At 61.9% G+C, this 24,909-nt stretch carries 21 protein-coding genes; 17 read left to right on the top strand and 4 right to left on the bottom strand.

What is annotated here, in order from left to right; all coding sequences use genetic code 11:
- Nucleotides 1-109: 109 nt before the first annotated feature.
- The 5 genes from ileS (at nucleotide 110) to dut (ending at nucleotide 6,261) form a co-directional block, all read left to right on the top strand.
- On the top strand, nucleotides 110-2,947 hold the full coding sequence (gene ileS, locus PQQ95_RS15375; protein WP_408438243.1) for an isoleucine--tRNA ligase: 2,838 nt from the start codon (nucleotides 110-112) through the stop codon (nucleotides 2,945-2,947).
- Entirely contained in the window at nucleotides 2,947-3,453 is a 507-nt protein-coding gene (gene lspA / locus PQQ95_RS15370; RefSeq protein WP_408438242.1) for a signal peptidase II, read from the top strand. Before ileS ends, lspA begins: the two co-directional genes overlap by 1 nt.
- Nucleotides 3,454-3,490: 37 nt before the next feature.
- Nucleotides 3,491-4,705 carry a bifunctional phosphopantothenoylcysteine decarboxylase/phosphopantothenate--cysteine ligase CoaBC gene (coaBC, locus tag PQQ95_RS15365; RefSeq protein WP_408438241.1) on the top strand — a complete coding sequence of 405 codons (1,215 nt, stop codon included), beginning with the start codon at nucleotides 3,491-3,493 and terminating at the stop codon, nucleotides 4,703-4,705.
- 75 nt (nucleotides 4,706-4,780) lie between these two features.
- Nucleotides 4,781-5,800 (top strand): LLM class flavin-dependent oxidoreductase, encoded by a 1,020-nt coding sequence (locus PQQ95_RS15360; protein ID WP_408438240.1) that lies wholly within the window; start codon nucleotides 4,781-4,783, stop codon nucleotides 5,798-5,800.
- Between the two features lie 14 nt (nucleotides 5,801-5,814).
- On the top strand, nucleotides 5,815-6,261 hold the full coding sequence (dut, locus tag PQQ95_RS15355) for a dUTP diphosphatase (protein ID WP_408438239.1): 447 nt from the start codon (nucleotides 5,815-5,817) through the stop codon (nucleotides 6,259-6,261).
- A gap of 136 nt (nucleotides 6,262-6,397) precedes the next feature.
- On the opposite strand, the gene clpA is transcribed toward dut, so the two are convergent.
- On the bottom strand, nucleotides 6,398-8,695 hold the full coding sequence (gene clpA, locus PQQ95_RS15350) for an ATP-dependent Clp protease ATP-binding subunit ClpA (RefSeq protein WP_408438238.1): 2,298 nt from the start codon (nucleotides 8,693-8,695) through the stop codon (nucleotides 6,398-6,400).
- Nucleotides 8,692-9,006 carry an ATP-dependent Clp protease adapter ClpS gene (clpS, locus tag PQQ95_RS15345; RefSeq protein ID WP_006050100.1) on the bottom strand — a complete coding sequence of 105 codons (315 nt, stop codon included), beginning with the start codon at nucleotides 9,004-9,006 and terminating at the stop codon, nucleotides 8,692-8,694. Before clpS ends, clpA begins: the two co-directional genes overlap by 4 nt.
- Nucleotides 9,007-9,560: 554 nt before the next feature.
- Between clpS and PQQ95_RS15340 the strand changes: the two genes are divergently transcribed.
- Entirely contained in the window at nucleotides 9,561-9,767 is a 207-nt protein-coding gene (locus tag PQQ95_RS15340) for a cold-shock protein (RefSeq protein WP_007180614.1), read from the top strand.
- Nucleotides 9,768-9,882: 115 nt separating this feature from the next.
- Here the strand turns inward: PQQ95_RS15340 and PQQ95_RS15335 are convergent, their stop codons facing one another.
- Nucleotides 9,883-10,695: a hypothetical protein gene (locus PQQ95_RS15335; protein ID WP_408438237.1), complete on the bottom strand. Its 813-nt coding sequence runs from the start codon at nucleotides 10,693-10,695 to the stop codon at nucleotides 9,883-9,885.
- A 31-nt stretch (nucleotides 10,696-10,726) separates the two neighbouring features.
- Between PQQ95_RS15335 and PQQ95_RS15330 the strand changes: the two genes are divergently transcribed.
- Nucleotides 10,727-11,011, top strand: a complete 285-nt coding sequence (locus PQQ95_RS15330; protein WP_408438236.1) for a hypothetical protein — start codon at nucleotides 10,727-10,729, stop codon at nucleotides 11,009-11,011.
- On the opposite strand, the gene icd is transcribed toward PQQ95_RS15330, so the two are convergent.
- Nucleotides 10,987-12,243: an NADP-dependent isocitrate dehydrogenase gene (gene icd / locus PQQ95_RS15325; protein WP_408438235.1), complete on the bottom strand. Its 1,257-nt coding sequence runs from the start codon at nucleotides 12,241-12,243 to the stop codon at nucleotides 10,987-10,989. The genes PQQ95_RS15330 and icd overlap by 25 nt on opposite strands.
- A gap of 339 nt (nucleotides 12,244-12,582) precedes the next feature.
- On the opposite strand from icd, the gene PQQ95_RS15320 reads away from it, so the two are divergent.
- From PQQ95_RS15320 to PQQ95_RS15275, 10 genes are all read left to right on the top strand, one after another.
- On the top strand, nucleotides 12,583-13,152 hold the full coding sequence (locus PQQ95_RS15320) for a pseudouridine synthase (protein ID WP_408438234.1): 570 nt from the start codon (nucleotides 12,583-12,585) through the stop codon (nucleotides 13,150-13,152).
- A 455-nt stretch (nucleotides 13,153-13,607) separates the two neighbouring features.
- Entirely contained in the window at nucleotides 13,608-13,802 is a 195-nt protein-coding gene (locus tag PQQ95_RS15315) for a hypothetical protein (RefSeq protein WP_011489640.1), read from the top strand.
- Nucleotides 13,803-13,947: 145 nt separating this feature from the next.
- A complete protein-coding gene (locus tag PQQ95_RS15310; protein WP_054042654.1) occupies nucleotides 13,948-14,454 on the top strand; it encodes a DUF192 domain-containing protein in 507 nt (168 codons plus the stop codon).
- Nucleotides 14,455-14,768: 314 nt separating this feature from the next.
- A complete protein-coding gene (fusA, locus tag PQQ95_RS15305; protein WP_408438233.1) occupies nucleotides 14,769-16,874 on the top strand; it encodes an elongation factor G in 2,106 nt (701 codons plus the stop codon).
- Nucleotides 16,875-17,078: 204 nt separating this feature from the next.
- Nucleotides 17,079-17,594 carry a cupin domain-containing protein gene (locus tag PQQ95_RS15300; RefSeq protein WP_408438232.1) on the top strand — a complete coding sequence of 172 codons (516 nt, stop codon included), beginning with the start codon at nucleotides 17,079-17,081 and terminating at the stop codon, nucleotides 17,592-17,594.
- A 479-nt stretch (nucleotides 17,595-18,073) separates the two neighbouring features.
- The gene (locus tag PQQ95_RS15295; protein WP_408438231.1) at nucleotides 18,074-19,738 is read left to right on the top strand and encodes an ABC transporter substrate-binding protein; all 1,665 of its coding nucleotides are present in this window, start codon (nucleotides 18,074-18,076) and stop codon (nucleotides 19,736-19,738) included.
- Between the two features lie 91 nt (nucleotides 19,739-19,829).
- Entirely contained in the window at nucleotides 19,830-20,840 is a 1,011-nt protein-coding gene (locus tag PQQ95_RS15290) for an ABC transporter permease (protein ID WP_408438230.1), read from the top strand.
- Complete coding sequence (locus PQQ95_RS15285) at nucleotides 20,837-21,715, top strand: ABC transporter permease (protein ID WP_408438229.1); 879 nt, start codon at nucleotides 20,837-20,839, stop codon at nucleotides 21,713-21,715. The genes PQQ95_RS15290 and PQQ95_RS15285 overlap by 4 nt, the downstream gene beginning before the upstream one ends.
- Nucleotides 21,712-23,886 carry an ABC transporter ATP-binding protein gene (locus tag PQQ95_RS15280; protein WP_408438228.1) on the top strand — a complete coding sequence of 725 codons (2,175 nt, stop codon included), beginning with the start codon at nucleotides 21,712-21,714 and terminating at the stop codon, nucleotides 23,884-23,886. Before PQQ95_RS15285 ends, PQQ95_RS15280 begins: the two co-directional genes overlap by 4 nt.
- Nucleotides 23,887-24,324: 438 nt before the next feature.
- Nucleotides 24,325-24,909, top strand: a 585-nt coding sequence (locus PQQ95_RS15275; protein WP_408438227.1) for a hypothetical protein, incomplete at its 3' end; no start/stop codon positions are given.

The raw sequence follows: 24,909 nt of genomic DNA, 5'->3' as shown, positions 1-24,909 counted from the left end.
GGGCGTCCGTGGATCACGCGACATGCCTGCCGGGCGCGCCCAACGCCCTGCGCTTCGTGCGCATACCGCAGCTTCGCTGCGCTTAGAAAGAATTCACCGCGACCTCATCATGAGCAATAAGAAAGCCGATTCGAAACCGCAGTCACGCTATCCGGTCAACCTGCTCGACACGCCGTTCCCGATGCGTGGCGACCTGCCCAAGCGCGAGCCGCAATGGGTCAAGGAATGGCAGGAACGCAAGGTCTACGAGACGATCCGCGCGGCCAGCAAAGGCCGCAAGAAGTTCATCCTGCACGACGGGCCGCCGTATGCGAACGGCGACATCCACCTCGGCCACGCGGTGAACAAGATCCTCAAGGACATGGTCGTCAAGGCGCGCAACCTGGCGGGCTTCGACGCGGCCTACGTGCCGGGCTGGGACTGCCACGGCATGCCGATCGAAATCCAGATCGAAAAGCAGTTCGGCAAGTCGTTGCCGGCCGCTGAAGTGATGCAGAAGGCGCGCGCTTACGCGTCCGAGCAGATCGAGAAGCAGAAGGTCGGCTTCCGCCGCCTGGGCGTGCTCGGCGACTGGGACAACCCGTACAAGACCATGAACTTCACGAACGAGGCCGGCGAAATCCGCGCGCTCGCGAAGATCCTCGAAAAGGGCTATGTATTCCGCGGCCTGAAGCCGGTCAACTGGTGTTTCGATTGCGGCTCGGCATTGGCCGAAGCGGAAGTCGAGTACAAGGACAAGACCGATCCGACCATCGACGTGCTGTTCAGCTTCGCCGAACCGGAAAAGACCGCGCAGGCGTTCGGGCTGAATGCGCTGCCGCGCAATGAAGGCGGCATCGTCATCTGGACCACCACGCCGTGGACCATCCCCGCCAACCAGGCGCTGAACCTGCATCCGGAAATCGTCTACGCGCTGGTCGATACGCCGCGCGGCTTGCTGATCCTGGCGGAAGAGCGCGTTGAAGCGTGCCTGAAACTGTATGGCCTGGAAGGCAAAGTCATCGCCACCACGCCGGGCGCGAAGCTCGTCAACCTTCACTTCAATCATCCGCTCGCCTCCGCGCATCCGGCCTACAAACGCACGGCGCCGGTTTATCTCGGCGACTACGTGACGACCGAAACGGGTACGGGTGTGGTCCACTCGTCGCCGGCATACGGGGTGGAAGACTTCGTGTCGTGCAAGGCGCACGGCATGGCGGATTCGGACATCATCAACCCGGTGATGGGCGACGGCCGTTATATCGAATCGCTCGCGCTGTTCGGCGGCCTGTCGATCTGGGCGGCCAATCCGCAGATCATCGAAGCCCTGCAAGGCGCCGGTTCGCTGTTGCGCACCGAGAAGTACACGCACAGCTACATGCACTGCTGGCGCCACAAGACGCCGATCATCTATCGCGCGACCTCGCAATGGTTCGCCGGTATGGACGTGAAGCCGAACGACACCGACAAGACGCTGCGCGAAACCGCGCTCGAAGGCATCGAGAACACCGCCTTCTATCCGTCGTGGGGCAAGCAGCGCCTGTTCAGCATGATCGCCAACCGCCCGGACTGGACGCTGTCACGTCAGCGTCAATGGGGCGTGCCGATGGCGTTCTTCGTCCACAAAGAGACTGGCGAGCTGCATCCGCGCACGCTGGAATTGCTCGAAGAAGTCGCGCAACGCGTCGAGAAGGCCGGCATCGAAGCCTGGCAAACGCTCGACCCACGCGAACTGCTCGGCGACGACGCCAACATGTACGAAAAGAACCGCGACACGCTCGACGTCTGGTTCGATTCGGGCACCACGCATTGGCACGTGCTGCGCGGCTCGCATAAAGACGAACTGCAATTCCCGGCCGACCTGTATCTGGAAGGCTCGGACCAGCACCGCGGCTGGTTCCACTCGTCGCTGCTCACGGCTTCGATGCTCGACGGCCGCCCGCCCTACAACGCACTGCTCACACACGGCTTCACCGTCGACGGCGAAGGCCGCAAGATGAGCAAGTCGCTCGGCAACGGGATCGACCCGCATGAAGTGGCGAACCGCCTCGGCGCGGAAATCATCCGCTTGTGGATCGCGTCGACCGATTACTCGGGCGAACTGGCGATCTCGGAAGAGATCCTGAAGCGCGTGACGGAAGGTTATCGCCGCATCCGCAACACGCTGCGCTTCCTGCTCGCGAACCTGTCGGACTTCGACCTCGCGCAACACGCGCGTCCGGTCGAAGACTGGCTCGAGATCGACCGTTACGCGGTGGCGCTGTCGGCGAATCTGCAGAACGACATCCTCTCGCACTACGACAAGTACGAATTCCACCCGGTGGTCGCGAAGCTGCAAACGTTCTGCTCGGAAGATCTGGGCGGTTTCTATCTGGACGTGCTGAAAGACCGTCTGTACACCACGGCGGTCGACTCCGTCGCACGCCGTTCGGCTCAGACCGCGCTGTATCACATCGCGCACGGTCTGCTGCGCCTGATGGCGCCGTTCCTGTCGTTCACGGCCGAAGAAGCGTGGAAAATCTTCTCGCCGAACAGCGAAACGATTTTCACCGAGACCTATCACGCGTTCCCGCAAGTGCCGGACGCCGGCGATCTGCTCGACAAATGGACGCTGCTGCGCGCCGCGCGTAGCGACGTGACCAAGGCGCTGGAAGAAGCCCGCGTGGCGAATCTGATCGGTTCGTCGCTGCAGGCGGAAGTCGAAATCCGTGCGAGCGGCGCGCGTTACGACGCACTCACAAGCCTCGGCGACGACCTGAAGTTCGTGCTGATCACGTCGGCGGCGAATGTAGTGAAGGTCGGCGGCGAAGCGGAAGAAGGCGTCGACGTGATCGCCTCGAAATATCTGAAATGCGAACGCTGCTGGCACTACCGCGCAGACGTCGGCGCCCACGCCGAGCACCCCAACCTGTGTGGCCGCTGCTTCAGCAATCTGTTCGGCAACGGCGAAACGAGGAGCGCGGCATAATGGCGAAAACCATGTCGAAAACGTCGGCCGGCAACCATTCGCTGGCACCGTGGCTTGGCGTCGCGCTGATCGTGATCCTGTTCGATCAGCTCACCAAGATCGCGGTCCAGAAAGTGTTTGCCTACGGTGTTCCGCATGAGGTCGCGCCGTTTTTCAACCTGATCCTCGTGTATAACCGTGGCGCAGCCTTCAGCTTCCTCGCAATGGCAGGCGGCTGGCAGCGCTGGGCGTTCACCGCGCTCGGCGTGGTCGCGGCGCTGGTGATCTGCTATCTGCTCAAGCGCCACGGCGGGCAGAAGATGTTCTGCACGGCGCTCGCGCTGATTCTGGGCGGCGCGCTCGGCAATGTGATCGACCGGCTGGCGTACGGCCACGTGATCGACTTTCTCGATTTCCACGTACGCACGTGGCACTGGCCGGCGTTCAATCTCGCCGACAGCGCGATCACGATCGGCGCGATCCTGCTCGTGCTCGACGAGTTGCGGCGCGTACGCAGTACGCGCTAACGGGCATCGGTACACCACGCATTGTCGGAGGCTTTCGTTGGCAACCGCAGAACTCGCAGGAAAACACCTCGTCCTCGGCATGACGGGCGGCATTGCCTGCTACAAGATCGCCGAACTCACGCGTCTGTTGACCAAGGCCGGCGCGACCGTGCAGGTCGTCATGACCGAAGCGGCCACGCAGTTCATCACGCCCGTTACGATGCAAGCGCTGTCCGGCCGCCCGGTCTACACGAGCCAGTGGGACGGTCGCGTGCCGAACAACATGGCGCACATCGATCTGTCGCGCGAAGCCGACGCGATCGTCATTGCGCCCGCCTCGACCGACTTCCTCGCCAAACTCGCGCACGGCATGGCCGACGATCTGCTCTCGACCCTATGCGTCGCGCGCGATTGTCCTTTGCTCGTCGTGCCGGCGATGAACCGGCAGATGTGGCAAAACCCCGCTACCCAACGCAACGTCACGCAACTGCGCGCGGACGGTGTCGAAGTGCTCGGTCCCGATTCGGGTCCGCAAGCGTGCGGCGAAGTGGGCGACGGGCGCATGCTCGAAGCCGCCGCCACGTATGAAGCGATTGCATCGTTCTTCTCGCCCAAGATCCTCTCCGGCCGTCGCGTGTTGCTGACCGCCGGCCCGACCTTCGAGCCGCTCGATCCGGTGCGCGGCATCACCAATCGTTCGAGCGGCAAGATGGGCTTTGCGCTGGCGCGCGCCGCGCAACAAGCCGGCGCCGAGGTGCATCTGGTCGCCGGTCCAGTGGCGCTGGAAACGCCGTGGGGCGTATTCCGCGAAGACGTGCAAACCGCGCAGCAAATGCACGACGCGGTGATGCGCTCGGTCGCCGATGCCGACATCTTCATCGGCGTGGCCGCGGTGGCCGACTGGCGCGCCGATCACACCAGCGAACACAAGATCAAGAAGACCGCCGAGCGCGCGCTGCCCACCTTCTCGTTCGTCGAGAATCCGGACATTCTGGCAGCGGTCGCGAAGCTGCCGCATCCGCCGTTCGCTGTCGGCTTTGCGGCGGAAAGCGGCGACCTCGAAGTGCACGGCGAAGAAAAGCGCTTACGCAAGAACGTGCCGTTGCTGATCGGCAATCTCGGCCCGCTGACCTTCGGCCTCGATGACAACGAGGTGATCCTGTTCGAAGCAAGCGGTGCAACGAAGCTGCCGCGCGCCGATAAGCAGACGCTCGCGCGCGCCTTGATCGTGGAAATTGCCCGGCGTCTGCCCGACACAAGTCTGATCCGCTAAAGCCGCACGCGGCGGCATTTGCTGCGTTCGCCGCAAGCGGCTCCAGCGCACCGAATCATCTGGAGCAGTACTGACATGACGCTACTTTCCGTGCTCGATCAAACGCCCGTGATCGGCGGGCACTCAGTGGCGGACGCAATCGCCGCTACCGTTGAACTTGCGCAACTGGCTGACGACCTCGGCTACACGCGCTACTGGTGCGCCGAGCATCACGGCTTGCGCGGCGTGTCGAACCCGTGCCCCGAGGTGATGCTGGCGCGCCTCGGCAGCGTCACCCAACGCATTCGCCTAGGCTCCGGTGGCGTAATGCTGCCGTACTACAGTCCGTTCAAAGTCGCCGAGCAATTCATGATGCTCGAGGCGCTGTTCCCGAATCGCATCGATCTCGGTGTGGGCCGCGCGCCGGGCGGCGACATGCAAACAGCGCAGGCGGTCGCAGCCGGCGCCTACAACCGCGGCGATATTTTCCCGCAACAGGTTGCCGACCTGGTCGGCCTGATGCACGGCACATTGCCCGGCGATCACATCGCGCACGGTGTGCTGCTGCAGCCGCAGATCGCTACGCGCCCGCAACTGTGGATGCTCGGCTCGAGCGAATTTGGCGGCCTGCTGGCGGCACAACTCGGTATCCGTTTTGCGTTCGCGCATTTCATCAATGCGCATTTCGGGCACCAGGTGGCGCTTGCCTATCGCGAGCGCTTCAAAGCCAGCCTGGAAACGCAACAGCCGTATCTCGCCGCCGCGGTCTTCGTGATTTGCGCGGACACGGAGCAGGAAGCCGCCGATCTGGAAAAGGCTGTCGACCTGCGTCGCGTGCAAATGGCCTACGGCCTGAACGAACCGATTCCGACGATCGAACAAGGCATCGCACAGGAGTACGGCGAACGCGAGCGGCTGGTGATCGACCGCGAGAAACCGCGCAGCATCATCGGCACGCCGGAAACGGTCACTGAACGGCTGCATGTCTTGCAGGAACAGTTCCAGGCCGACGAATTGATCGTGCTCACCGTAGCGGGCAGCTATCGCGCCCGGTTGCGCTCCTATGAACTTCTCGCCGACGCGTTCCAACTCGGACGCCCGGCCTCCACTCCGTAACCCTTCGAACCTGCATGAAACTCGACCTGAAGATTCTCGATGCGCGCATGCGCGAACAACTCCCGGCCTACGCGACCACCGGCAGCGCGGGCCTCGACCTGCGCGCCTGCCTCGACGAACCGTTGACCCTCAACCCGGGCGAAACTGCACTGGTGCCGACGGGTCTGGCGATTCACGTCGGCGATCCGGGTTATGCGGCGCTGATTTTGCCGCGTTCGGGTCTGGGCCATAAGCACGGCATCGTGCTGGGCAACCTGGTCGGACTGATCGATTCGGATTATCAAGGTCAGCTGATGATCTCGACGTGGAACCGCGGCGAGACCACCTTCGTACTGAATCCGATGGAGCGCCTCGCGCAACTGGTGATCGTGCCGGTCGTGCAAGCCGAGTTCAATATCGTCGACGATTTCGAAACCAGCGAGCGTGGTGCGGGTGGGTTCGGCAGCACCGGCAAGCACTAAGCCCCATCGATAAGCGTTGAAGCGACGCTTGCTTCCGACAAGCAAGCGCTTCACTCAACGCAAAAAGCAGAACGGCGCGGGGTTCGACCCGCGCCGTTCTGCTTTCGGATGAAACTAAAACGCTTACTCGACCGGCTTATTCAACCTCGACCGCTTCCGGATTCGGATTGCGCGGCGCCGGATGCTCGTCGAAGGTCAACTGCACCTTGTCTTCCGCATCCACGTCGACCGTCACGCGGCCGCCGTTCATCAGCTTGCCGAACAGCAACTCGTCGGCCAGCGCACGACGGATCGTGTCCTGGATCAGACGCTGCATCGGCCGCGCACCCATCAACGGATCGAAACCGTGCTTCGCGAGGTGAGCACGCAGCGCGTCGGTGAAGAGCGCATCGACCTTCTTCTCGTGCAACTGATCTTCCAGTTGCATCAGGAACTTGTCGACCACGCGCATGATGATTTCTTCATCCAGCGAGCGGAAGCTGATCGTTGCGTCCAGACGGTTACGGAACTCCGGCGTGAACATGCGCTTGATGTCGACCATCTCGTCGCCGCTTTCCCGGCGATTCGTGAACCCGATCACCGCCTTGCCCATCGCCTCGGCACCCGCATTCGTCGTCATGATGATGATGACGTTGCGGAAATCCGCCTTGCGGCCGTTGTTGTCCGTCAGCGTGCCGTGGTCCATCACCTGCAGCAGCACGTTGTAGATGTCCGGATGCGCCTTCTCGATTTCGTCGAGCAGCAGCACGCAATGCGGCTTCTTCGTGACGGCTTCGGTCAACAGACCGCCCTGGTCGAAACCGACATAGCCCGGCGGCGCGCCAATCAAGCGGCTAACCGCATGACGCTCCATGTATTCCGACATGTCGAAGCGGATCAACTCGATCCCCAGCGTGAACGCCAGTTGCTTCGCCACTTCCGTCTTGCCGACGCCGGTGGGACCGGAGAACAGGAACGCGCCGATCGGCTTGTCCAGCTTGCCGAGGCCCGCACGCGCCATCTTGATCGAGGCCGACAGCGCGTCGATGGCCGGGTCTTGCCCGAACACCACGCTCTTCAGGTCACGATCCAGCGTTTGCAGCTTGCTGCGATCGTCTTGCGACACGCTTTGCGGCGGGACACGCGCGATCTTCGAGATGATTTCTTCGATCTCGTTCTTGCCGATAGTCTTCTTCTGCTTCGACTTCGGCAGGATGCGTTGCGCCGCGCCCGCTTCGTCGATCACGTCGATCGCCTTGTCCGGCAAATGACGATCCGTGATGAAGCGCGCCGACAACTCAGCCGCCGCCGACAGTGCGCCCGACGAATACTTCACGCCGTGATGCTCTTCGAAACGCGACTTCAGGCCACGCAGGATCGCCACCGTCTGCTCGACAGTCGGCTCGGTCACGTCGACCTTCTGGAAACGGCGCGACAATGCCGCGTCTTTTTCGAAGATGCCGCGATATTCCGTGAAGGTGGTTGCGCCGATGCACTTCAACGTACCCGACGACAACGCCGGCTTCAACAGATTCGACGCATCCAGCGTACCGCCCGATGCAGCACCCGCGCCGATCAACGTGTGAATTTCGTCGATGAACAGAATGGCGTGCGGACGTTCCTTCAATTCCTTGAGAACCGTCTTCAGGCGTTGTTCGAAATCACCGCGATATTTGGTACCAGCGAGCAGCGCGCCCATGTCGAGCGAATACACCTGCGCATCGGCCAGAATATCCGGCACTTCGCCGCGCGTAATGCGCCAGGCGAGCCCTTCGGCGATTGCGGTCTTGCCGACACCGGCCTCACCGACCAGCAACGGATTGTTCTTGCGGCGACGGCATAGCACCTGGACCACGCGCTCGACTTCCGACTCGCGCCCGATCAGCGGGTCGATGCGGCCGTCTTTCGCCATCTGGTTCAGGTTCTGCGTGAACTGGGCAAGCGGCGTTTCCTTCTGCGCGGCGGCTTCGTCCGACTCGGCATTCGCGTCGCTCGCTTTCGCGGCGTCCGTGCTGCTGGTCTTGGCAATGCCATGCGAGATGAAATTCACCACGTCCAGACGCGTCACACCCTGCTGCTGCAGGTAGTACACCGCGTGCGAATCCTTCTCGCCGAAGATCGCCACCAGCACATTCGCGCCGGTCACTTCCTTCTTGCCATTCGAGGTGGATTGCACATGCATGATCGCGCGCTGGATCACACGCTGGAAACCCAGCGTGGGCTGCGTGTCGACGTCGTCCGTGCCAGGCACGGTCGGCGTGTTGTCATGAATGAAGTTGCGCAGGTTCTGGCGCAGATCCTCGATATTGGCCGCGCATGCACGCAACACTTCCGCCGCTGTTGGATTGTCCAACAGTGCCAGCAAAAGATGTTCGACCGTGATGAACTCGTGCCGCGCCTGGCGTGCTTCCATGAACGCCATGTGCAGGCTGACTTCCAGTTCCTGGGCAATCATGCTTCCTCCATCACACACTGCAGCGGATGCCCGGCCTGCCGTGCGTGGGTAACGACTTGCTCGACTTTGGTCGACGCGATGTCCCGCGTATAGACCCCACAAACTCCCCTGCCCTCGCGATGCACCTTCAACATGACCTGTGTTGCGGTTTCACGATCTTTATTGAAATATTCCTGCACGATCATCACGACAAATTCCATTGGCGTGAAGTCGTCATTCAGCAGCACTACCTTGTACATGGAAGGCGGCTTCAGCTTCTTTTCCTGCCGCTCCAGTACGGTGCCGTCCTGCTTGTCCGGGATAATCGCCATACACCCATTCTAAACAACTAGGACAGGCCCGCAATCCTGTCAAAACCCGGCCAACCGGCCGGTGAGCCCGTTCGCTCCCGCCTGATGGGTGATTACCCCCAAAACGGTGCGTCATTCGACGAGCCGATTGCGGAGCCGGCCCCTATCCTGTGATGCGTCGCAGCCATGCTGCGCCGCAGCCGGATCGAGTATCGCACAACCCGCCGGTACTGGCTGGCAGCGTGCGCCCGGCCAGCGGACGGTGCGCGACCCGCAGAACAGCATGTGAGTCGATTATGCGACTTTTCAAGACGGCCCGCTTGGGCAACCGCACATAAGAAAATAAAAGCGGGAAAAACCCTGGAAAACGCCTGTTTGTAACGCGACAACGACGTCTCAAAATTTTCTTGACACTCGAATAAAGAGCCTCAACAATCAAGCTGGCACTTTTTTCACTGCGCCATAAATCGAAAAAATGCCGATGGTGAGCTTGTGAGGAGGGAGCGGCTGCATCGCGCGGTCGTCGAGCTTTTCGAGGGCTCGTGGTAGTGACATGAGTTACAGGGGAAGTTGGAATGGCAACTGGTACGGTCAAATGGTTCAATGACGCAAAAGGTTTCGGATTCATCACGCCTGACGAAGGGGGTGAGGATCTGTTTGCACACTTCTCGGCCATCCAGATGAATGGGTTCAAGACCCTCAAGGAAGGTCAGAAAGTAACCTTCGAGGTCGTGCAAGGCCCGAAAGGCAAACAGGCATCGAACATCCAGGCACCTGCCTGAAAACTGTTCGTTACCCGTCCTTTGAAACCCGGCTTTTTGCCGGGTTTCTTTTTTAGGGCGTCGGCAGGCAAATCCCAAATAACGGCCGCCCGACAACCTTTCGACGTGCTTTCGCCTAGCCGGCGCCCCGCTCCAGCCTCCCGCGCTGCATATCGAGACTGCGCGCCAGATCTCCCTCAAACACCGCGATGCCCTGGTGGCGGAAATTCGAGCGCACATCCACGGCGGGGGTGATGCCGATGCGCTCGATGAGACGGCAGAACGCGTAGTCTTCCGAAAGGTACATTCGTGTGTCGGGATCGACCATGGTGTCGAAGAACGCATACAGGAATGCCGCCGGCGAACCCGCGTCGAACTCCGGACGGCCCACGAGTTTCGATCGGCAGTGGAGTTCGGGAAAGCGCTCCATGAGCGCGAGGAAGACGGCTCGCTTGATCAGCATGAATCCGGTCGGTGCATAGAGCACGTCGAGAAAACCGTCGGCGTCCGGCTCGAGTGCGTCATCGTTGCGTGCCACGGCGGGATACATTGCATAGTGGGCGCGGAAATCGGCCTTTGTCGAACCGGCAGGCAACGCCTGCTCAATACCCGCCGCGGGCCAGCCGTCGGTTTTCAGCGGATAGACGCCGGCGACCACCGGCCGATCCGCCTGCAGCAGGCGTACCACATCCGCGCCTTTGAAACCGATATCACCGTCGATCCACATCAGATGCGTGAAGCGGGCGTCGGCGAGAAATTCGGCCACCATGGTGTTGCGCGCGCGGGTGATCAGACTGTCGAAACTGTTGAAACTGACCTGTATGCCGAAGCCATGTTGAGCCGCCTCGTCGTAAAGATCGAGAAGCCCTAGCACGTAATCCGTCGTCACGACGGCGCCGTAGCTGGGGGTGGCGACATATACGTTGGCCACGGTATCTTTTTGAGTCATCGTTTTATCACTCGCAGGCAGGGAACTGGGATTGAGCAGTCAGGCGGGATGCGACACCTCGTCGTCCAGCAGACGCGGATTTTTCGACGGCGTAAAGTACCTGCAAATGCCTCAATATCGGTCCGAAGCGAGGATGCGAAATTTCTCCAATGAAGGTCAGATATTTGACCTGGGACGCCTGAAATTCGTAGGCGGCATGCGCACGCAGTTTGGACGCACCCAACAAAAAACCCCGGCCGCCTTGCGGCGCCGGGGTTTTGAATTCGCGCTGAAGAACATAGCGCGAATCGCTTACATGTTTTCGATCAATACCTGACCAAAGCCCGAACAGGACACTTGCGTCGCGCCTTCCATCAAGCGCGCGAAGTCGTACGTGACCCGCTTCTGCAGAATCGACTTTTCCATCGACGTGATGATCAGGTCAGCCGCTTCAGTCCAGCCGAGGTGGCGCAGCATCATTTCAGCCGAGAGAATTTCCGAACCCGGATTGACGTAGTCTTTGCCGGCGTACTTCGGCGCCGTGCCGTGCGTGGCTTCGAACATGGCGACCGAATCTGACAGGTTGGCGCCCGGCGCAATCCCGATACCGCCGACTTGTGCGGCCAGCGCGTCCGAAACATAGTCGCCATTCAGATTCAGCGTGGCGATCACATCGTATTCCGCCGGGCGCAGCAGGATCTGCTGCAGGAACGCGTCTGCAATCACATCCTTGATGACGATGTCGCCACCCGTGTTCGGGTTCTTGACCTTCATCCACGGACCGCCGTCGATCAACTCCGCGGCGAATTCTTTCTGCGCCAGCGCATACCCGTAGTCACGGAATGCGCCTTCCGTGAACTTCATGATGTTGCCCTTGTGCACGAGCGTGACCGAGCGGCGCTCGTTGTCGATCGCATACTGGATCGCCTTGCGCACCAGACGCTCCGTGCCTTCGCGCGACACCGGCTTGATACCGATTCCGGACGTATTCGGGAAGCGGATCTTCTTCACGCCCATTTCTTCCTGCAGGAACTTGATGACTTTCTTCGCCTGTTCCGACTCGGCAGGCCATTCGATGCCGGCGTAAATATCTTCCGAGTTCTCGCGGAAAATCACCATGTCGATCTTTTCCGGCTCACGCACCGGCGAAGGCACGCCCTTGAAATACTGCACCGGACGCAGACAGACATAGAGATCGAGTTCCTGGCGCAGCGCGACGTTCAGCGAACGGATACCGCCGCCGACCGGCGTGGTAAGCGGCCCCTTGATCGAGACGACGTATTCCTTCAGCACCTGCAGCGTTTCTTCCGGCAGCCACACGTCCGGGCCGTACACCTTGGTCGACTTCTCGCCAGCGTAGATTTCCATCCAATGGATTTTCCGCTTGCCTGCGTAAGCTTTCTCTACTGCTGCATCCACCACCTTCAACATGACCGGCGTAATGTCGAGGCCCGTGCCGTCGCCTTCGATATACGGAATGATCGGCTGGTCGGAAACGTTGAGCGAGAAATCTGCGTTGACAGTGATCTTGTCACCGCCGGTCGGAACCTTGATGTGCTGATACGGCATGATCGGACTCCAGTGAAGGCTGTGCTGAAAGCTGATGGGAGACTGCGGAAACTGGGTGCGCCTCGCTACGCGCAATGCTGGACGCCGGCGAGCGGCCTGGCCGCCTATTCTAGCCCACGCCGACGCAGCAACGAGGCCGTAGCGGGTCGGGGTTTTCCAACATTGTCGCAAATCAAATTCAACGAGTCGCTCACTCTTATGTCTTATATAAGACAGAGGACTTGAACCAGCTCATTATGCATTATTATTCCGCCATTTACTACCGAGCCAGCACCGCTTCCGGCCTGCGTGGCACGCTCCTGCCGCAGCCGGCGCCGCTCGACTTTCATCCATTCCCCTATGCGACTCCTCGCCCTGAACAAACCGTTCGGCACCATCTGTCAGTTTTCGCCGCACGAAACGCGGGCATCCCTGGCCGACTGGGTGAAAGTGCCCGGCGTCTATCCGGCGGGCCGGCTCGACTCCGATAGCGAAGGGCTGCTGCTTCTCACCGACGACGGTGCGCTGCAAGCGCGCATCGCCGAACCGCGTCACAAACTGGTCAAACGCTATTGGGCACAGGTGGAAGGCGCAGTCGATGATGCCACGTTGAAGAAGCTCGCGCGCGGCGTCGATCTCGGCGATTACGTGACCCGGCCATGCCGTGCGGAATACGTCGAACCGGCCGACTCGCTCTGGACCCGTACGCCACCAATCCGGTATCGCGCCGCGATTCCGACCACATGGATCGAGTTGTCGATCACCGAAGGCAAGAACCGTCAGGTGCGTCGTATGACCGCGGCGGTAGGTTTCCCGACGTTGCGTCTCGTACGTGCCGGCATCGGCGCACTCGATATTTTTTCGCTCGGACTGCAGCCCGGAGAGAGTGTTGAGTTGCCGCTGAAGGCGCCATGGGAAGGCATCGCCTGAACGCGTTTACCTGCGCGCCCGGCTGCACCGAACCCACGTCGAACCTGTATTTCGACCCACGGCAAAAAAGCTAACTCGTTGTATCCGCAAACAAAACCACGCGTGAAACCAATATGAAAAACCGCGTGAAACAATTGCGTCCGCGAGCGCGGCGCGCTCATTCATTTGCATCAGCACGCTCGCATATAAATTTTCCACAAAAAACACGTCAACCGGTGCGCGAGCTCACGCGTTATTCGACGCAGATGCCGCCCGAAGCTATCCGGCATTCAGCCTTAAGGGCCTTTGCACACGCCGCTCTCGCGGTGAGTACGGGGAGTCTGAGCGCTAAACAGACGCATCGAGAAATTTGTTCGATGCGGCTGTCAACCGAAAGGTGGATGGCACGTTTACCGACATGACTCTACATATAACCGGGTCATTTGGTTAATTAACTAAAGCTGAGGATTCACAAAATGAACAAACTGATCGCCGCTCTGGTCGCTGGTCTCTTCGCAACGGCAGCATTCGCACAAGCTTCGGCACCGGCAGCAGCTTCGGCAGCTCCGGCAGCAGCAGCTTCGTCGGCAAAGAAGACCACGAAGCACGCTCACAAGAAGTCGCACAAGAAGGCAGCAGCAGCTGCTGCAGCTTCGGGCGCTTCGGAGTAAGTTTGTTGTAAAAACGCAGTCAAGAACTCGCTTCATTGCCGTTCTTACGGCGTTGAAAGGCAGATCACCGCAAGGCGATCTGCCTTTTTGTTTTTGACGCGCTCGCGTAACATTCGCGAGTTAAATTCCAGCAAGGAGTCATGCCGTGCGATTTCCCATGCGCTCGTTGATTGCGCGTTTCGCTGTTGCCGTTGCCCTGCCGCTCGCCGCGATGTCGTTCGCCGCGACCACCGCTGCCCCCGCCCATGCGCAACAGATGCCGGCCGGCGCGAAGCAGCCCGGCGACTTTCCGCGCGCGAAGCTGACCGCGGGCATGTTCGTGATCGACGCAGCCGTCGCCGCTAACGACGCCGATCGCGAACAAGGCCTGATGTATCGCACGACTCTCGCACCGAATGAAGGCATGCTGTTCGTCTTCAATGAAAACGCCGTGCATTGCTTCTGGATGAAGAACACGTTGATCCCGCTGTCGATCGCGTTCATGCGCGCCGACGGCACGGTCACCGACATCGACGAAATGCAGGCCGAGACCACCAACAATCACTGCCCGAAGAACAACGGCGTGTATGCGTTGGAAATGAGCAAGGGCTGGTTCTCGTCGAAAGGCATCAAACCGGGCATGAAAATCCAGGGTTTGCCGGCCGCGCAATAAAAGCGCGTCGACCACGGCAGCACCCTGCCGATTCTTCAGCGGCCGCTTTTCAGAAAAAGCCGGTGCCTTTCATGAGGCGCCGGCTTTTTTGCATTCAGCGCCGGGCGGTCCATGCCCGGCACCCCGCAGCAGAGGCCGGCGCCGTCCCGCGAGCCCATGCCAGCAGGCCTTTATGCGCGGCTGGCAAGATTCCTGCAAAAGACAGGCCGACGCGCTATCCTAGTATTCTTGGCAAAGCAGCATCCAAGGCTCCCCGGGCAGCACAGACTGCCGCCCGGCAAGCGTTTCAGGCGCGCCATTTCAAGGAGGTTCACGTGCCCCGCAAGACTCCCATCGAGCGCTACCGGAATATCGGCATTAGCGCTCACATCGACGCCGGCAAAACCACCACCACCGAACGCATCCTGTTCTACACAGGCGTGACCCACAAGATCGGCGAGGTTCACGACGGTGCTGCGACGATGGACTGGATGGAACAGGAGCAGGAGCGCGGCATCACCATCACGTCGGCGGCCACCACCGCCTTCTGGAAGGGCATGGCCGGCAACTATCCCGAACATCGGATCAACATCATCGACACCCCGGGTCACGTCGACTTCACGATTGAAGTGGAGCGCTCGATGCGCGTGCTCGACGGCGCCTGCATGGTGTACGACTCGGTCGGCGGCGTGCAGCCGCAGTCCGAAACCGTGTGGCGTCAGGCGAACAAGTACAAGGTGCCGCGCATTGCGTTCGTCAACAAGATGGACCGCGTCGGCGCGGACTTCTTCCGCGTGCAGCGGCAGATCGGCGATCGCCTGAAGGGCAACGCGGTGCCGATCCAGATTCCGGTCGGTGCGGAAGATCATTTCCAGGGCGTGGTCGACCTCGTCAAGATGAAGGCGATCTACTGGGACGAAGAGAACCAGGGGATCAAGTTCGAGTACCGCGACATCCCGGCCGAACTCGCGGACACCGCGAAGGAATGGCACGACAAGATGGTCGAGGCCGCCGCTGAAGCGAGCGAGGAACTGCTCGACAAATACCTGGGCGGCGAGACGCTGACCGAAGAGGAAATCAAGCACGGCATTCGTGTGCGCACCATCGCCAACGAGATCGTGCCGATGCTGTGCGGCAGCGCGTTCAAGAACAAGGGCGTGCAGGCCATGCTCGACGCGGTGATCGACTATCTGCCGTCGCCGATCGACGTGCCCGCTATCACGGGTCACGACGAGTACGACAAGGAAATCGAGCGTCATCCGACGGACACCGATCCGTTCTCGGCGCTCGCCTTCAAGATCATGACCGACCCGTTCGTCGGCCAGCTGATTTTCTTCCGCGTCTATTCGGGCGTGGTGAATTCGGGCGACACCGTCTACAACGCGGTCAAGGAGAAGAAGGAACGCCTTGGCCGGATCCTGCAGATGCATGCGAACGAGCGCAAGGAAATCAAGGAAGTCTACGCGGGCGACATCGCTGCGGCAGTCGGCCTGAAGGAAGCCACCACCGGCGACACGCTGTGCGATCCGCAGCACGTGATCATTCTCGAACGGATGATCTTCCCGGAACCGGTGATTTCGCAGGCCGTCGAGCCGAAGACCAAGGTCGACCAGGAGAAGATGGGTATCGCGCTCAATCGTCTCGCACAGGAAGACCCGTCGTTCCGCGTGCAGACGGATGAAGAATCCGGCCAGACCATCATCTCCGGGATGGGCGAGTTGCACCTGGAAATTCTGGTCGACCGGATGAAGCGCGAGTTCGGCGTCGAGGCGACCGTCGGCAAGCCGCAGGTGGCTTACCGCGAAACGGTGCGCAACAAGGTCGAGGACGTGGAAGGCAAGTTCGTCAAGCAGTCGGGCGGACGCGGCCAGTACGGCCACGCGGTGATTACGCTCGAACCGTCCGCGCAAGGCAAGGGCTACGAGTTCGTCGACGCGATCAAGGGTGGCGTGATTCCGCGTGAGTACATTCCGGCGGTCGACAAGGGCATTCAGGAAACGCTGAAAGCCGGCGTGCTGGCGGGCTATCCGGTGGTCGACGTGAAGGTGACGCTGACCTTCGGTTCGTACCACGACGTCGACTCGAACGAAAACGCGTTCCGCATGGCCGGTTCGATGGCGTTCAAGGACGCGATGCGCAAGGCCAAGCCGGTACTGCTCGAACCGATGATGGCCGTCGAAGTGGAAACGCCGGAAGACTTCATGGGCAACGTGATGGGCGACCTGTCGAGCCGTCGCGGCATGGTGCAAGGCATGGAAGACATCGCCGGCGGTGGCGGCAAGCTGGTGCGCGCCGAAGTGCCGCTCGCGGAAATGTTCGGCTATTCGACGTCGCTGCGTTCGGCCACGCAAGGCCGCGCGACCTACACGATGGAGTTCAAGCACTACGCTGAAACGCCGAGCAACGTCGCGGAAGCCGTGATCAACGCGAAACAGAAGTAAGCGCCGAAGGTTGCAAACACGTCATGTGCTGCAACCCTCGCGGCAATGAAGGCAAACAGCGAAAAGCCCGTCCACTCCGTGGATGGGCTTTTTTTATCCGCGACGCCACCTCCGGCCGCAGGCAACACATACGTTTTGGAACGTGCAAAAATGCCAGATGGCGCTGCGCCCAGCACCGGATGCGCGCCCACGAGGAGACATGTCATGAGCCATGATCACGAACACCCGCACTACAAGGATGAGCAACCGTCGGCGCCAATCGACTGGCGCGAGCACGGCGTCAAGGTCATCAAGGGCGACCAGCTCGACAGCAATACCGCGCAAACGCCGGGCATGAATCGCGCGGCGGCGATCAATGCGGCGCGCGTCGGCGCCCAGAAAATCTGGGCCGGCACCGTGACAATCCATCCGAATGCGAAGACCGGTGCGCATCATCACGGCGCGCTCGAAAGCGTGATCTATGTGGTGCGCGGTCAGGCACGCATGCGGTGGGGCGAGCATCTGGAGTTCACCGCCGAAGCCGGCCCGGGCGACTTTATCTTCGTGCCGCCCTATGTGCCGCATCAGGAAATCAACGCGAGCACCGACGATCCGCTCGAATGCGTGCTGGTGCGCAGCGACAATGAAGCCGTCGTGGTGAATCTGAACATCGACGCGGTGGAAGCGCCGGAAACGGTCTTTTGGGTCGATCCGATTCACAAGCATCCGCACGATCACTAGATCGCCTTCACGCAAGTCGTGACGCCGACTGCTTTGCTGCTCCCTGGCCTCGTTACGTTGTACGCCATACCTGTTCGCCGCTCGGCTCGGTGCATGGACATGGACATGGACACGGGCGCGGGCGCTGATCGCGCTTCGCCATGAGCACGGTAAATCCAACTCGCTTCGCCGCGTGGATCGGTAACGTTTCCATGACAACGTCGATTTTCGCGCTGCGGCATCCCATGCTTTCGCGCGAGCCATGCAAGGCATGCCTGCCGAACGTTGTGATGGCGATACACAGCCAGCCCTTTTATCCGTCAAACGGCAACCGGACCGCGCAGCAAGCGCGCCGAACCGGCGGCCAATCGCTTACACTGAAACCGCTTTTCAGCACCACCACCCACTTCAGCTTTTCGTCATTGCAATAAGTCACCCTGTCGCGCGCAGCCGGCGCGGCCCTTCAGAACCGGCAGCAGAACGGACTGGATACTCCATCGATGAAGACTCCCACGGACCGATTTCCCGAACTCGAACTTGCCCGCCGCACCGCCGACGCCTATGGCCACCACGCCATCGACGAATTCGTCGCCGGCCGCATCACGCGCCGCGATCTGCTGCGCTATGCAAGCGTGATCGGTTTGTCGCTGGTTGGCGGCGGCGTGCTGAATGCGCCGCGAGCCCGCGCGCAAGGCACGCCGGGTCCGTCGAACCAGACGATCCGCGTGGCCCATCTGACACCGGCCGGCGCCGTCGATCCGCTCACCGTGACCGACGCCGCGAGTCTCGCGCTACTGAACCAGACCGGCGAATTCCTGATCAACGACGATGGCGAAAAACTCGTGCTGAAGCCCGCGCTTGCCTTGTCGTGGAAGCCGAACGACAAGGGCGATGTGTGGACGTTCACGCTGCGCCCGAACGTCAAATTCCACGACGGCCAGGCATTCACTGCGAAAGACGTCGTCGCCACGTTCGATCGCCTTGCCGATCCGGCGAGCGGTTCGGCGGCGCTTTCGGTGCTCAAGGGCGTGCTCTCGAAAGGCGGTGCGAAGGTCGTCGACGAACACACGGTCGCCTTCCATCTCGATGCGCCGAATGGCAATTTCCCCTACTACGTTTCCTCGGACAATTACAACGCCGTGATCCTGCCCGCGAACTACGCGGGGGGTTATGAAAAGAGCTTCATCGGCACCGGTCCGTTCAAGCTCGAAAAGTATCAGGCGAAGGTCGGCGCGTCGTTCGTGCGCAATCCGGATTACTGGGGCGAGAAAGCGTTACCGCAACGCGTACAGTTTTCGTTTTACGCCGACGAACAGGCACAAATACTCGCCTTGCAAGGTCATCAGGCCGACGTGATGGGCACCTTCACCGTACAAGGCGGCGCCGGCATTCTGAACAATCCGGATTACAAGGCAGTCGGCGTGAAGTCGAGTGCGCATCGCCAGATTCATATGCGCAACGACAATCCGTTGTTCAAGGACAAGCGCGTGCGCCAGGCGCTGGCGTTGTCGCTCGATCGCGACGTGCTGGTGCGAGGCCTGTTCAAGGGCCGCGCGCAGCTCGGCAACGACAGCCCGTTCGCACCGGTGTTTCCGTCATCCGATGCCGGCGTCGCGCAACGCAAAATCGACGTCGCGAAGGCGAAGCAACTGCTGGCGCAAGCAGGCGTGCCGAACGGTTTCGACGTCACGCTGACAACCGAAAAGTACATGGAGATCCCCGATCTCGCGGTGGTCGTGCAGAACGCCGCGAAGGCGATCGGCGTGCGCATCAATCTGAAAGTGGAAAGCCAGTCGCTGTACTACGGCGCGGGCACGCCGGGCAAATCGGACTGGCTCGACTCGCCGCTCGGCATCACCGATTACGGTCATCGCGGCGTGCCGAACGTGTTTCTGAACGCACCGCTCACCAGCACCGGCACGTGGAACGCCGCGCATTTCAAGAACCCGCAATACGATCAACTGGTTGCCCAGTTTGTCGCGGCGATCGACCTGGCCTCGCAGCGGAAAATCTCCGGACAGATCCAGACGTTGCTGCTCGACGAAACGCCGGTGATCATCCCGTTCTTCTACGATCAACTGATCGCCATGCGCAAGGGTGTGAACGGCGTGCGCTTCACTGCGCTCGCGCAACTCTATTTCGACCGCGCGGTGTTGAGTGCGTAATGTCGAACGCAACAGCGGTGAATGCAAATGCCGTGCATGCTAAAGCCGTTGAACACATGAGCGTCCGGCGCTTCTTCGGCAGGAGATCACGATGCCGACCACGGTGACCTCTTCCACCTCCGCGGTCTCGAGCGGCAACGCGGGCCGTGTCGTGCGGTTTCTGGCGACGCGGGCCGGTTTGTCTTTGGTTACGCTGTGGCTGTTGTCGGTTATCGTGTTCGCCGGCGGTCAGTTGCTGCCCGGCGACATCGGCCGCGCGGTGCTCGGGCCGCTCGCCGATGCGCGCGCGGTCGCCGCGCTCAATCATCAGCTCGGCGCGGATCGTCCACTCATAACGCAATACGTCGAGTGGATCTCGCATTTCGTGCGCGGCGATATGGGACTCTCCTATGCGTACCGCGAACCGGTCGGACCGTTTATTGCCGACGCACTGGCGCATTCGGCCAAGCTCGGTTTGCTGGCGTTTATCGTCGTGGTGCCGCTCGGCATTGCGGGCGGTGTGTGGTCCGCCATGCATGCGGGACGCTGGCTCGATCGCACCATCAGCATCGCCGGTTTGTCGGCGACCGTGGTGCCGGAGTTCGTTTCGTCGATCGTGCTGATTCTGGTGTTCGGCGTGTGGCTGCGCTGGCTGCCGATCGAAGCGTCGTATCCTCCCGAAGCGAGCGCGCTCGAACAATTGCGGCATCTGATTCTGCCGATACTGCCGCTGGTGCTGGTGTTCTTCGGCTACATCGCGCGGATGGCGCGCGCGGGCACCGTCGAAGCGCTCGATGCGGACTACACCCGCACCGCGATCCTCAAAGGCTTGCCACGCCGCACCGTGATCTGGCGGCACGTCTTGCGCAATGCGCTGCTGCCGACCATCACCGTCGCCGCGACGCAGCTCGGCTACATGATCGGCGGTCTCGTGGTGGTCGAGACGCTGTTCCACTATCAAGGTATTGGCTCGCTGATCTACAACGCCGCGAAGGCCAAGGATTTTCCGATGCTCGAAGCGGGTGTGCTGACGATCGGCGTGGTCTACACCGTCGCCAACCTTGTCGCCGATGCGCTGCATGTCCTGCTCAATCCGCGACTGCGAGTGAGGAGCGCCGAATGAGCACCCTCGTTCCGCCGGCCACGCCGCCTACTCCCCGTCCGGCTGCCGAACCACGCTTCGACCAGCTGCGCGTGCTGCTGCGCTCGCCCACGTTCGTGGTCGGCGTGTTGATCGTTGGATGGTGGGTCGTTTGTGCGATCGCCGGGCAATGGATCGTGCGGATCGACCCGTATGCCTCCGATCCGCTCAACTCGCTCACGCCGCCCGATGGCACGCATTGGTTCGGCACCGATCAGCTCGGTCGTGACGTATTCTCCCGAGTCATCGTCGGCGCGCGCGACATTCTGACCATCGCGCCTTTGGCGACCCTGCTCGGCACGCTCGCGGGCACGGCATTGGGCCTGATCGTCGGCTACTTCGAGGGCTGGGTCGACAATGTCGTGGGCCGCGCGATCGACGCCGTGCTCGCGCTGCCGCTCGTGATCGTCGCGTTGCTTGCACTGGCCGCGGTCGGCGCATCGAATTTCACCGTGATCCTCGTGATCGGCATCACCTTCACGCCGATCACCGCGCGCACCGTGCGCGCCGCCGTGTTCGCCGAACGGCATCTGGACTACGTCGCCGCCGCGCAGCTGCGCGGCGAACGCGCGCCGTACATCATGTTCGCGGAGATTCTGCCGAACGTGCTGCCGCCAATCATCGTCGAGGCGACCGTGCGGCTCGGATACGCCATTTTCGCGGTTGCGACACTGTCGTTTCTCGGCTTCGGAATTCAGCCCCCGTCTGCCGATTGGGGCCTCGCGCTGTCCGAGTCCTACGCGCTGATGGCCGGGGGCGCGTGGTGGACTGTCGTGTTCGCGGCCGGCGCCATCGCCTCGCTGGTGGTCGGCGTGAATCTGATCGCCGATAGCGTGCAAGGCGTACTCGACCGATGAACGGCCTGCCACCCGCCTCGTTCCCCGCCTTCGACGTGTCGAAGAGCGATCGCACGGATGCGCTGACCGTCGTCGGCCTGACGGTCACGTACCGGATGCGCGGACGCGATCGCGAAGTGCTGCAGGACGTCTCGTTTCGCGTACGGCGTGGTGAAGCGTATGGCCTCGTCGGCGAATCGGGCTGCGGTAAGTCGACGGTCGCGATGGCGGCGTTGCGCTATTTGCCGCGCAACGGCAAGGTGAAGGCGGGCAAGATCATCATCGCCGGGCAGGACGTGCAGAAGCTCGACGCCGACGCGTTGCGCTCGATGCGTGCGAATGCGATTTCGATGGTCTACCAGGATCCCGGGCGAGCGTTGAATCCGTCGCTGACAATCGCGCGGCAAGTCACGGAAGCATTCGAAGCGGCCGGTGTCTCGCGCGACGAAGCGCTGCAGCGCACGGTCGAGATATTGAAACGGGTGCGCATTGCGTCACCCGAGCGCGTGATGGACAGCTATCCGCATCAGTTGTCGGGCGGCATGCAGCAGCGTGTAGTGATCGCCATGGCGCTCGCCTCGAACCCGGCCTTGCTGATTCTCGACGAGCCGACCACCGGCCTCGACGCCACTGTCGAAGCCGAGGTGCTCGACCTCGTCGCGCAGTTGCGCGAAGAACTCGGCACGGCCGTGCTGTTCATCAGCCACAACCTCGCGGTGATCGGACGGATGTGCGAACGCGTCGGCGTGCTTTACGCTGGCAAGCTGGTCGAGGAAGGCGCCACCCAGGACGTGTTTGCGCGGCCGCGTCATCCTTATACGGTTGGACTGTTGCGCTGCTTGCCGACCGCGGGGCGCAGCAAGGACACCGAGCGGCTCGATACCATCGCGGGCAATCTGCCCTTGCCCGGCTCGATCACGCAAGGCTGCATTTACGCGGACCGCTGCCGCCTCGCCGACGACCGCTGCCGTCGTGAAGCACCGCCGCCGTATCGCGTGAGCGCCGCGCATGGCGATCAGATGTCGCGCTGTCATTACCACGAACGCGCGATCGAACTGCCGCGCGCGGTTGCGGATGCATTGCCCCAGCATGACGCTGCGTTACGTGGCGACGAGCGCCCCGCTCTCGTGCTGCGCGCGGAAAAACTCTCGAAGACATTCCACGTGTCCGGTGCGCCGCTGCGCGCAGTCGACGATGTCTCGATCGATCTCGCCAGCGGCGAAACGCTCGGCCTTGTCGGCGAATCCGGCAGCGGCAAGACGACGCTCGCGAAACTGATGCTTGGCCTGCTTACGCCAGATGCGGGCAGTGTGCTCGAACTCGACGGCATGCCACTCGCCGCACGCGTCACACGACGTAACGACGAACAGGTCAAGTCGCTGCAGATCGTGTTCCAGAATCCGGACTCGGCGCTCAATCGCGCGCATTCAGTGAAGCGGCTGATCGGTCGCGCGTTGTCGCGCCTCACTGCGCTGCGCGGCGCCGCAATCGACGAACGGCTCGCTACGTTGACGGCGGCCGTGCGTTTGCCCGAGCGCTATCTCGGCTCGCGTACGCGTCAGTTGTCCGGTGGACTCAAGCAGCGCGTGGCGATCGCGCGCGCGTTTGCCGGTGAACCGCGCGTGGTGGTGTGCGACGAACCCACTTCCGCGCTCGACGTTTCCGTGCAGGCTGCGATTCTCAACCTGCTCGCCGATCTGCAACGCGAGCGTGGCGTGAGCTACGTGTTCATCTCGCATGATCTGCACGTGGTGCGCTATCTGTCGGATCGCATCGCCGTGCTGTACCTCGGCCGGCTGCTGGAGATCGGACCCGCGGCGGCCGTCTTCGGCGGACCGCATCATCCCTACACCGAAGCGCTTCTGTCGTCCGTGCCGACACTCGACGCCGAGGACAGCACCACAACCCGTATACGCCTGTCCGGCGATCTGCCGAGCGCCGCATCACCGCCGTCCGGTTGCGTGTTCCATACGCGCTGCCCGCGCAAGCTCGGCGCGATCTGCGAGCAGCAAGACCCGCCCTTCCTCGAAGCCGGCAGCGGTGACGTCGCCCAACCGTCCGCGCATCGCATCCGCTGCCATATCCCCATCGACGAACTGCGTGTGCTGCAAGCCACCTCGCGCGACAACGCCGGCACGATCCCCGGCAACGGCTCGGAAAGCGCACCGGAAAACGCCGCGCGCAACGAATAACGCGCAATAACGCGGCTTTCCGGCCATGCGTTTCATCGCCGAAACATTTTCATGCGTTTTTTCCTCGCGGGCATCGCACGCCCCTATTCGACGCCCGTCGCCGCAAGGCTTTGCGGGCAATGGCATGGATATCGCTAAGTACTGTCCAGACATTCGAAACCAAAGAGATCGGGATAGAGACGGAAGCGCCGCTTGTGCGAATCGCCGTGGCAAGAAGCGATACGTGACGCAGCGCACCCGGACGATATCGGCTGACGCGCATGCAAGCGCTTGTCAGCATGCCGGCTACGGAGCCGGGAAGTCAGTGATGGTGTTTGACTTGCATCCGCAAACAGACTCGGGGGGCGACGAGGCCCGCGCTTAGATAGGCCCGCCGTCGAAGTATCAGCGTGGGAGATGGCGGCAGCGAGGTGTCGGCATCCCCTCGGGAGAGACGTGATGAATACCAGAAAATTCAATCAGTACTACTTCGGGGTTATACGGAGTACGGCCATCGCGGCAGGCGTGGTTTTGCTGATCACTCAGGTCGCCTACTCGGCGTCGGCGGATACCGCCCCCAAGTGGACGACGGGTGCCGATGCGCCCATGCCTGCGAGCGGCGCGCACGTTGCGATGCAAGTCGCGCAGAACGACAGTTCGGCGGCGGGCGCGGCAGGCGCCGATAGCGCGTCCGACGAACCGACCGCTGCCGAGGACGCGGCCCTGGTGTTCAGTCCACGCGACTGCATACCGACCAGTGTCGGAGGGTGCCAGCAGCATCGCGGCGGCAACGGTGCGGCGAGCGCGGGCAGCGGTGGCGAGGGTGCGAGCGGCAATGGCGCCGGTGGAGCCGCGGGCTCAGCCGGTGGCGGCGGTAAGGGTAATGGCGGTGGAAGCGGCGGTGGTGGTAGTAGCAGCGGTGGTGGAAGCAGCGGTGGTGGCAGTAGCGGCGGCGGAAGTAGCGGCGGTGGAAGCAGTGGCGGTGGCAGCAGTGGCGGTGGAAGCAGTGGCGGTGGCAGCAGTGGCGGTGGAAGCAGCGGCGGT

The organism is Paraburkholderia caffeinilytica, assembly GCF_046030355.1.
GTDB lineage: Bacteria > Pseudomonadota > Gammaproteobacteria > Burkholderiales > Burkholderiaceae > Paraburkholderia > Paraburkholderia caffeinilytica_B.
The sequence above is the reverse complement of the archived record's forward strand: the minus strand, read 5'-3'. Positions and strand labels throughout refer to the sequence as shown.

Coding starts and splice junctions, on each gene's coding strand:
- ileS (WP_408438243.1), top strand. CDS start 110: ATGAGCAATAAGAAAGCCGATTCGAAACCGCAGTCACGCTATCCGGTC.
- lspA (WP_408438242.1), top strand. CDS start 2,947: ATGGCGAAAACCATGTCGAAAACGTCGGCCGGCAACCATTCGCTGGCA.
- PQQ95_RS15360 (WP_408438240.1), top strand. CDS start 4,781: ATGACGCTACTTTCCGTGCTCGATCAAACGCCCGTGATCGGCGGGCAC.
- dut (WP_408438239.1), top strand. CDS start 5,815: ATGAAACTCGACCTGAAGATTCTCGATGCGCGCATGCGCGAACAACTC.
- clpA (WP_408438238.1), bottom strand. CDS start 8,695: ATGATTGCCCAGGAACTGGAAGTCAGCCTGCACATGGCGTTCATGGAA.
- clpS (WP_006050100.1), bottom strand. CDS start 9,006: ATGGCGATTATCCCGGACAAGCAGGACGGCACCGTACTGGAGCGGCAG.
- PQQ95_RS15340 (WP_007180614.1), top strand. CDS start 9,561: ATGGCAACTGGTACGGTCAAATGGTTCAATGACGCAAAAGGTTTCGGA.
- PQQ95_RS15335 (WP_408438237.1), bottom strand. CDS start 10,695: ATGACTCAAAAAGATACCGTGGCCAACGTATATGTCGCCACCCCCAGC.
- icd (WP_408438235.1), bottom strand. CDS start 12,243: ATGCCGTATCAGCACATCAAGGTTCCGACCGGCGGTGACAAGATCACT.
- PQQ95_RS15320 (WP_408438234.1), top strand. CDS start 12,583: ATGCGACTCCTCGCCCTGAACAAACCGTTCGGCACCATCTGTCAGTTT.
- PQQ95_RS15315 (WP_011489640.1), top strand. CDS start 13,608: ATGAACAAACTGATCGCCGCTCTGGTCGCTGGTCTCTTCGCAACGGCA.
- PQQ95_RS15300 (WP_408438232.1), top strand. CDS start 17,079: ATGAGCCATGATCACGAACACCCGCACTACAAGGATGAGCAACCGTCG.
- PQQ95_RS15295 (WP_408438231.1), top strand. CDS start 18,074: ATGAAGACTCCCACGGACCGATTTCCCGAACTCGAACTTGCCCGCCGC.
- PQQ95_RS15290 (WP_408438230.1), top strand. CDS start 19,830: ATGCCGACCACGGTGACCTCTTCCACCTCCGCGGTCTCGAGCGGCAAC.
- PQQ95_RS15285 (WP_408438229.1), top strand. CDS start 20,837: ATGAGCACCCTCGTTCCGCCGGCCACGCCGCCTACTCCCCGTCCGGCT.
- PQQ95_RS15280 (WP_408438228.1), top strand. CDS start 21,712: ATGAACGGCCTGCCACCCGCCTCGTTCCCCGCCTTCGACGTGTCGAAG.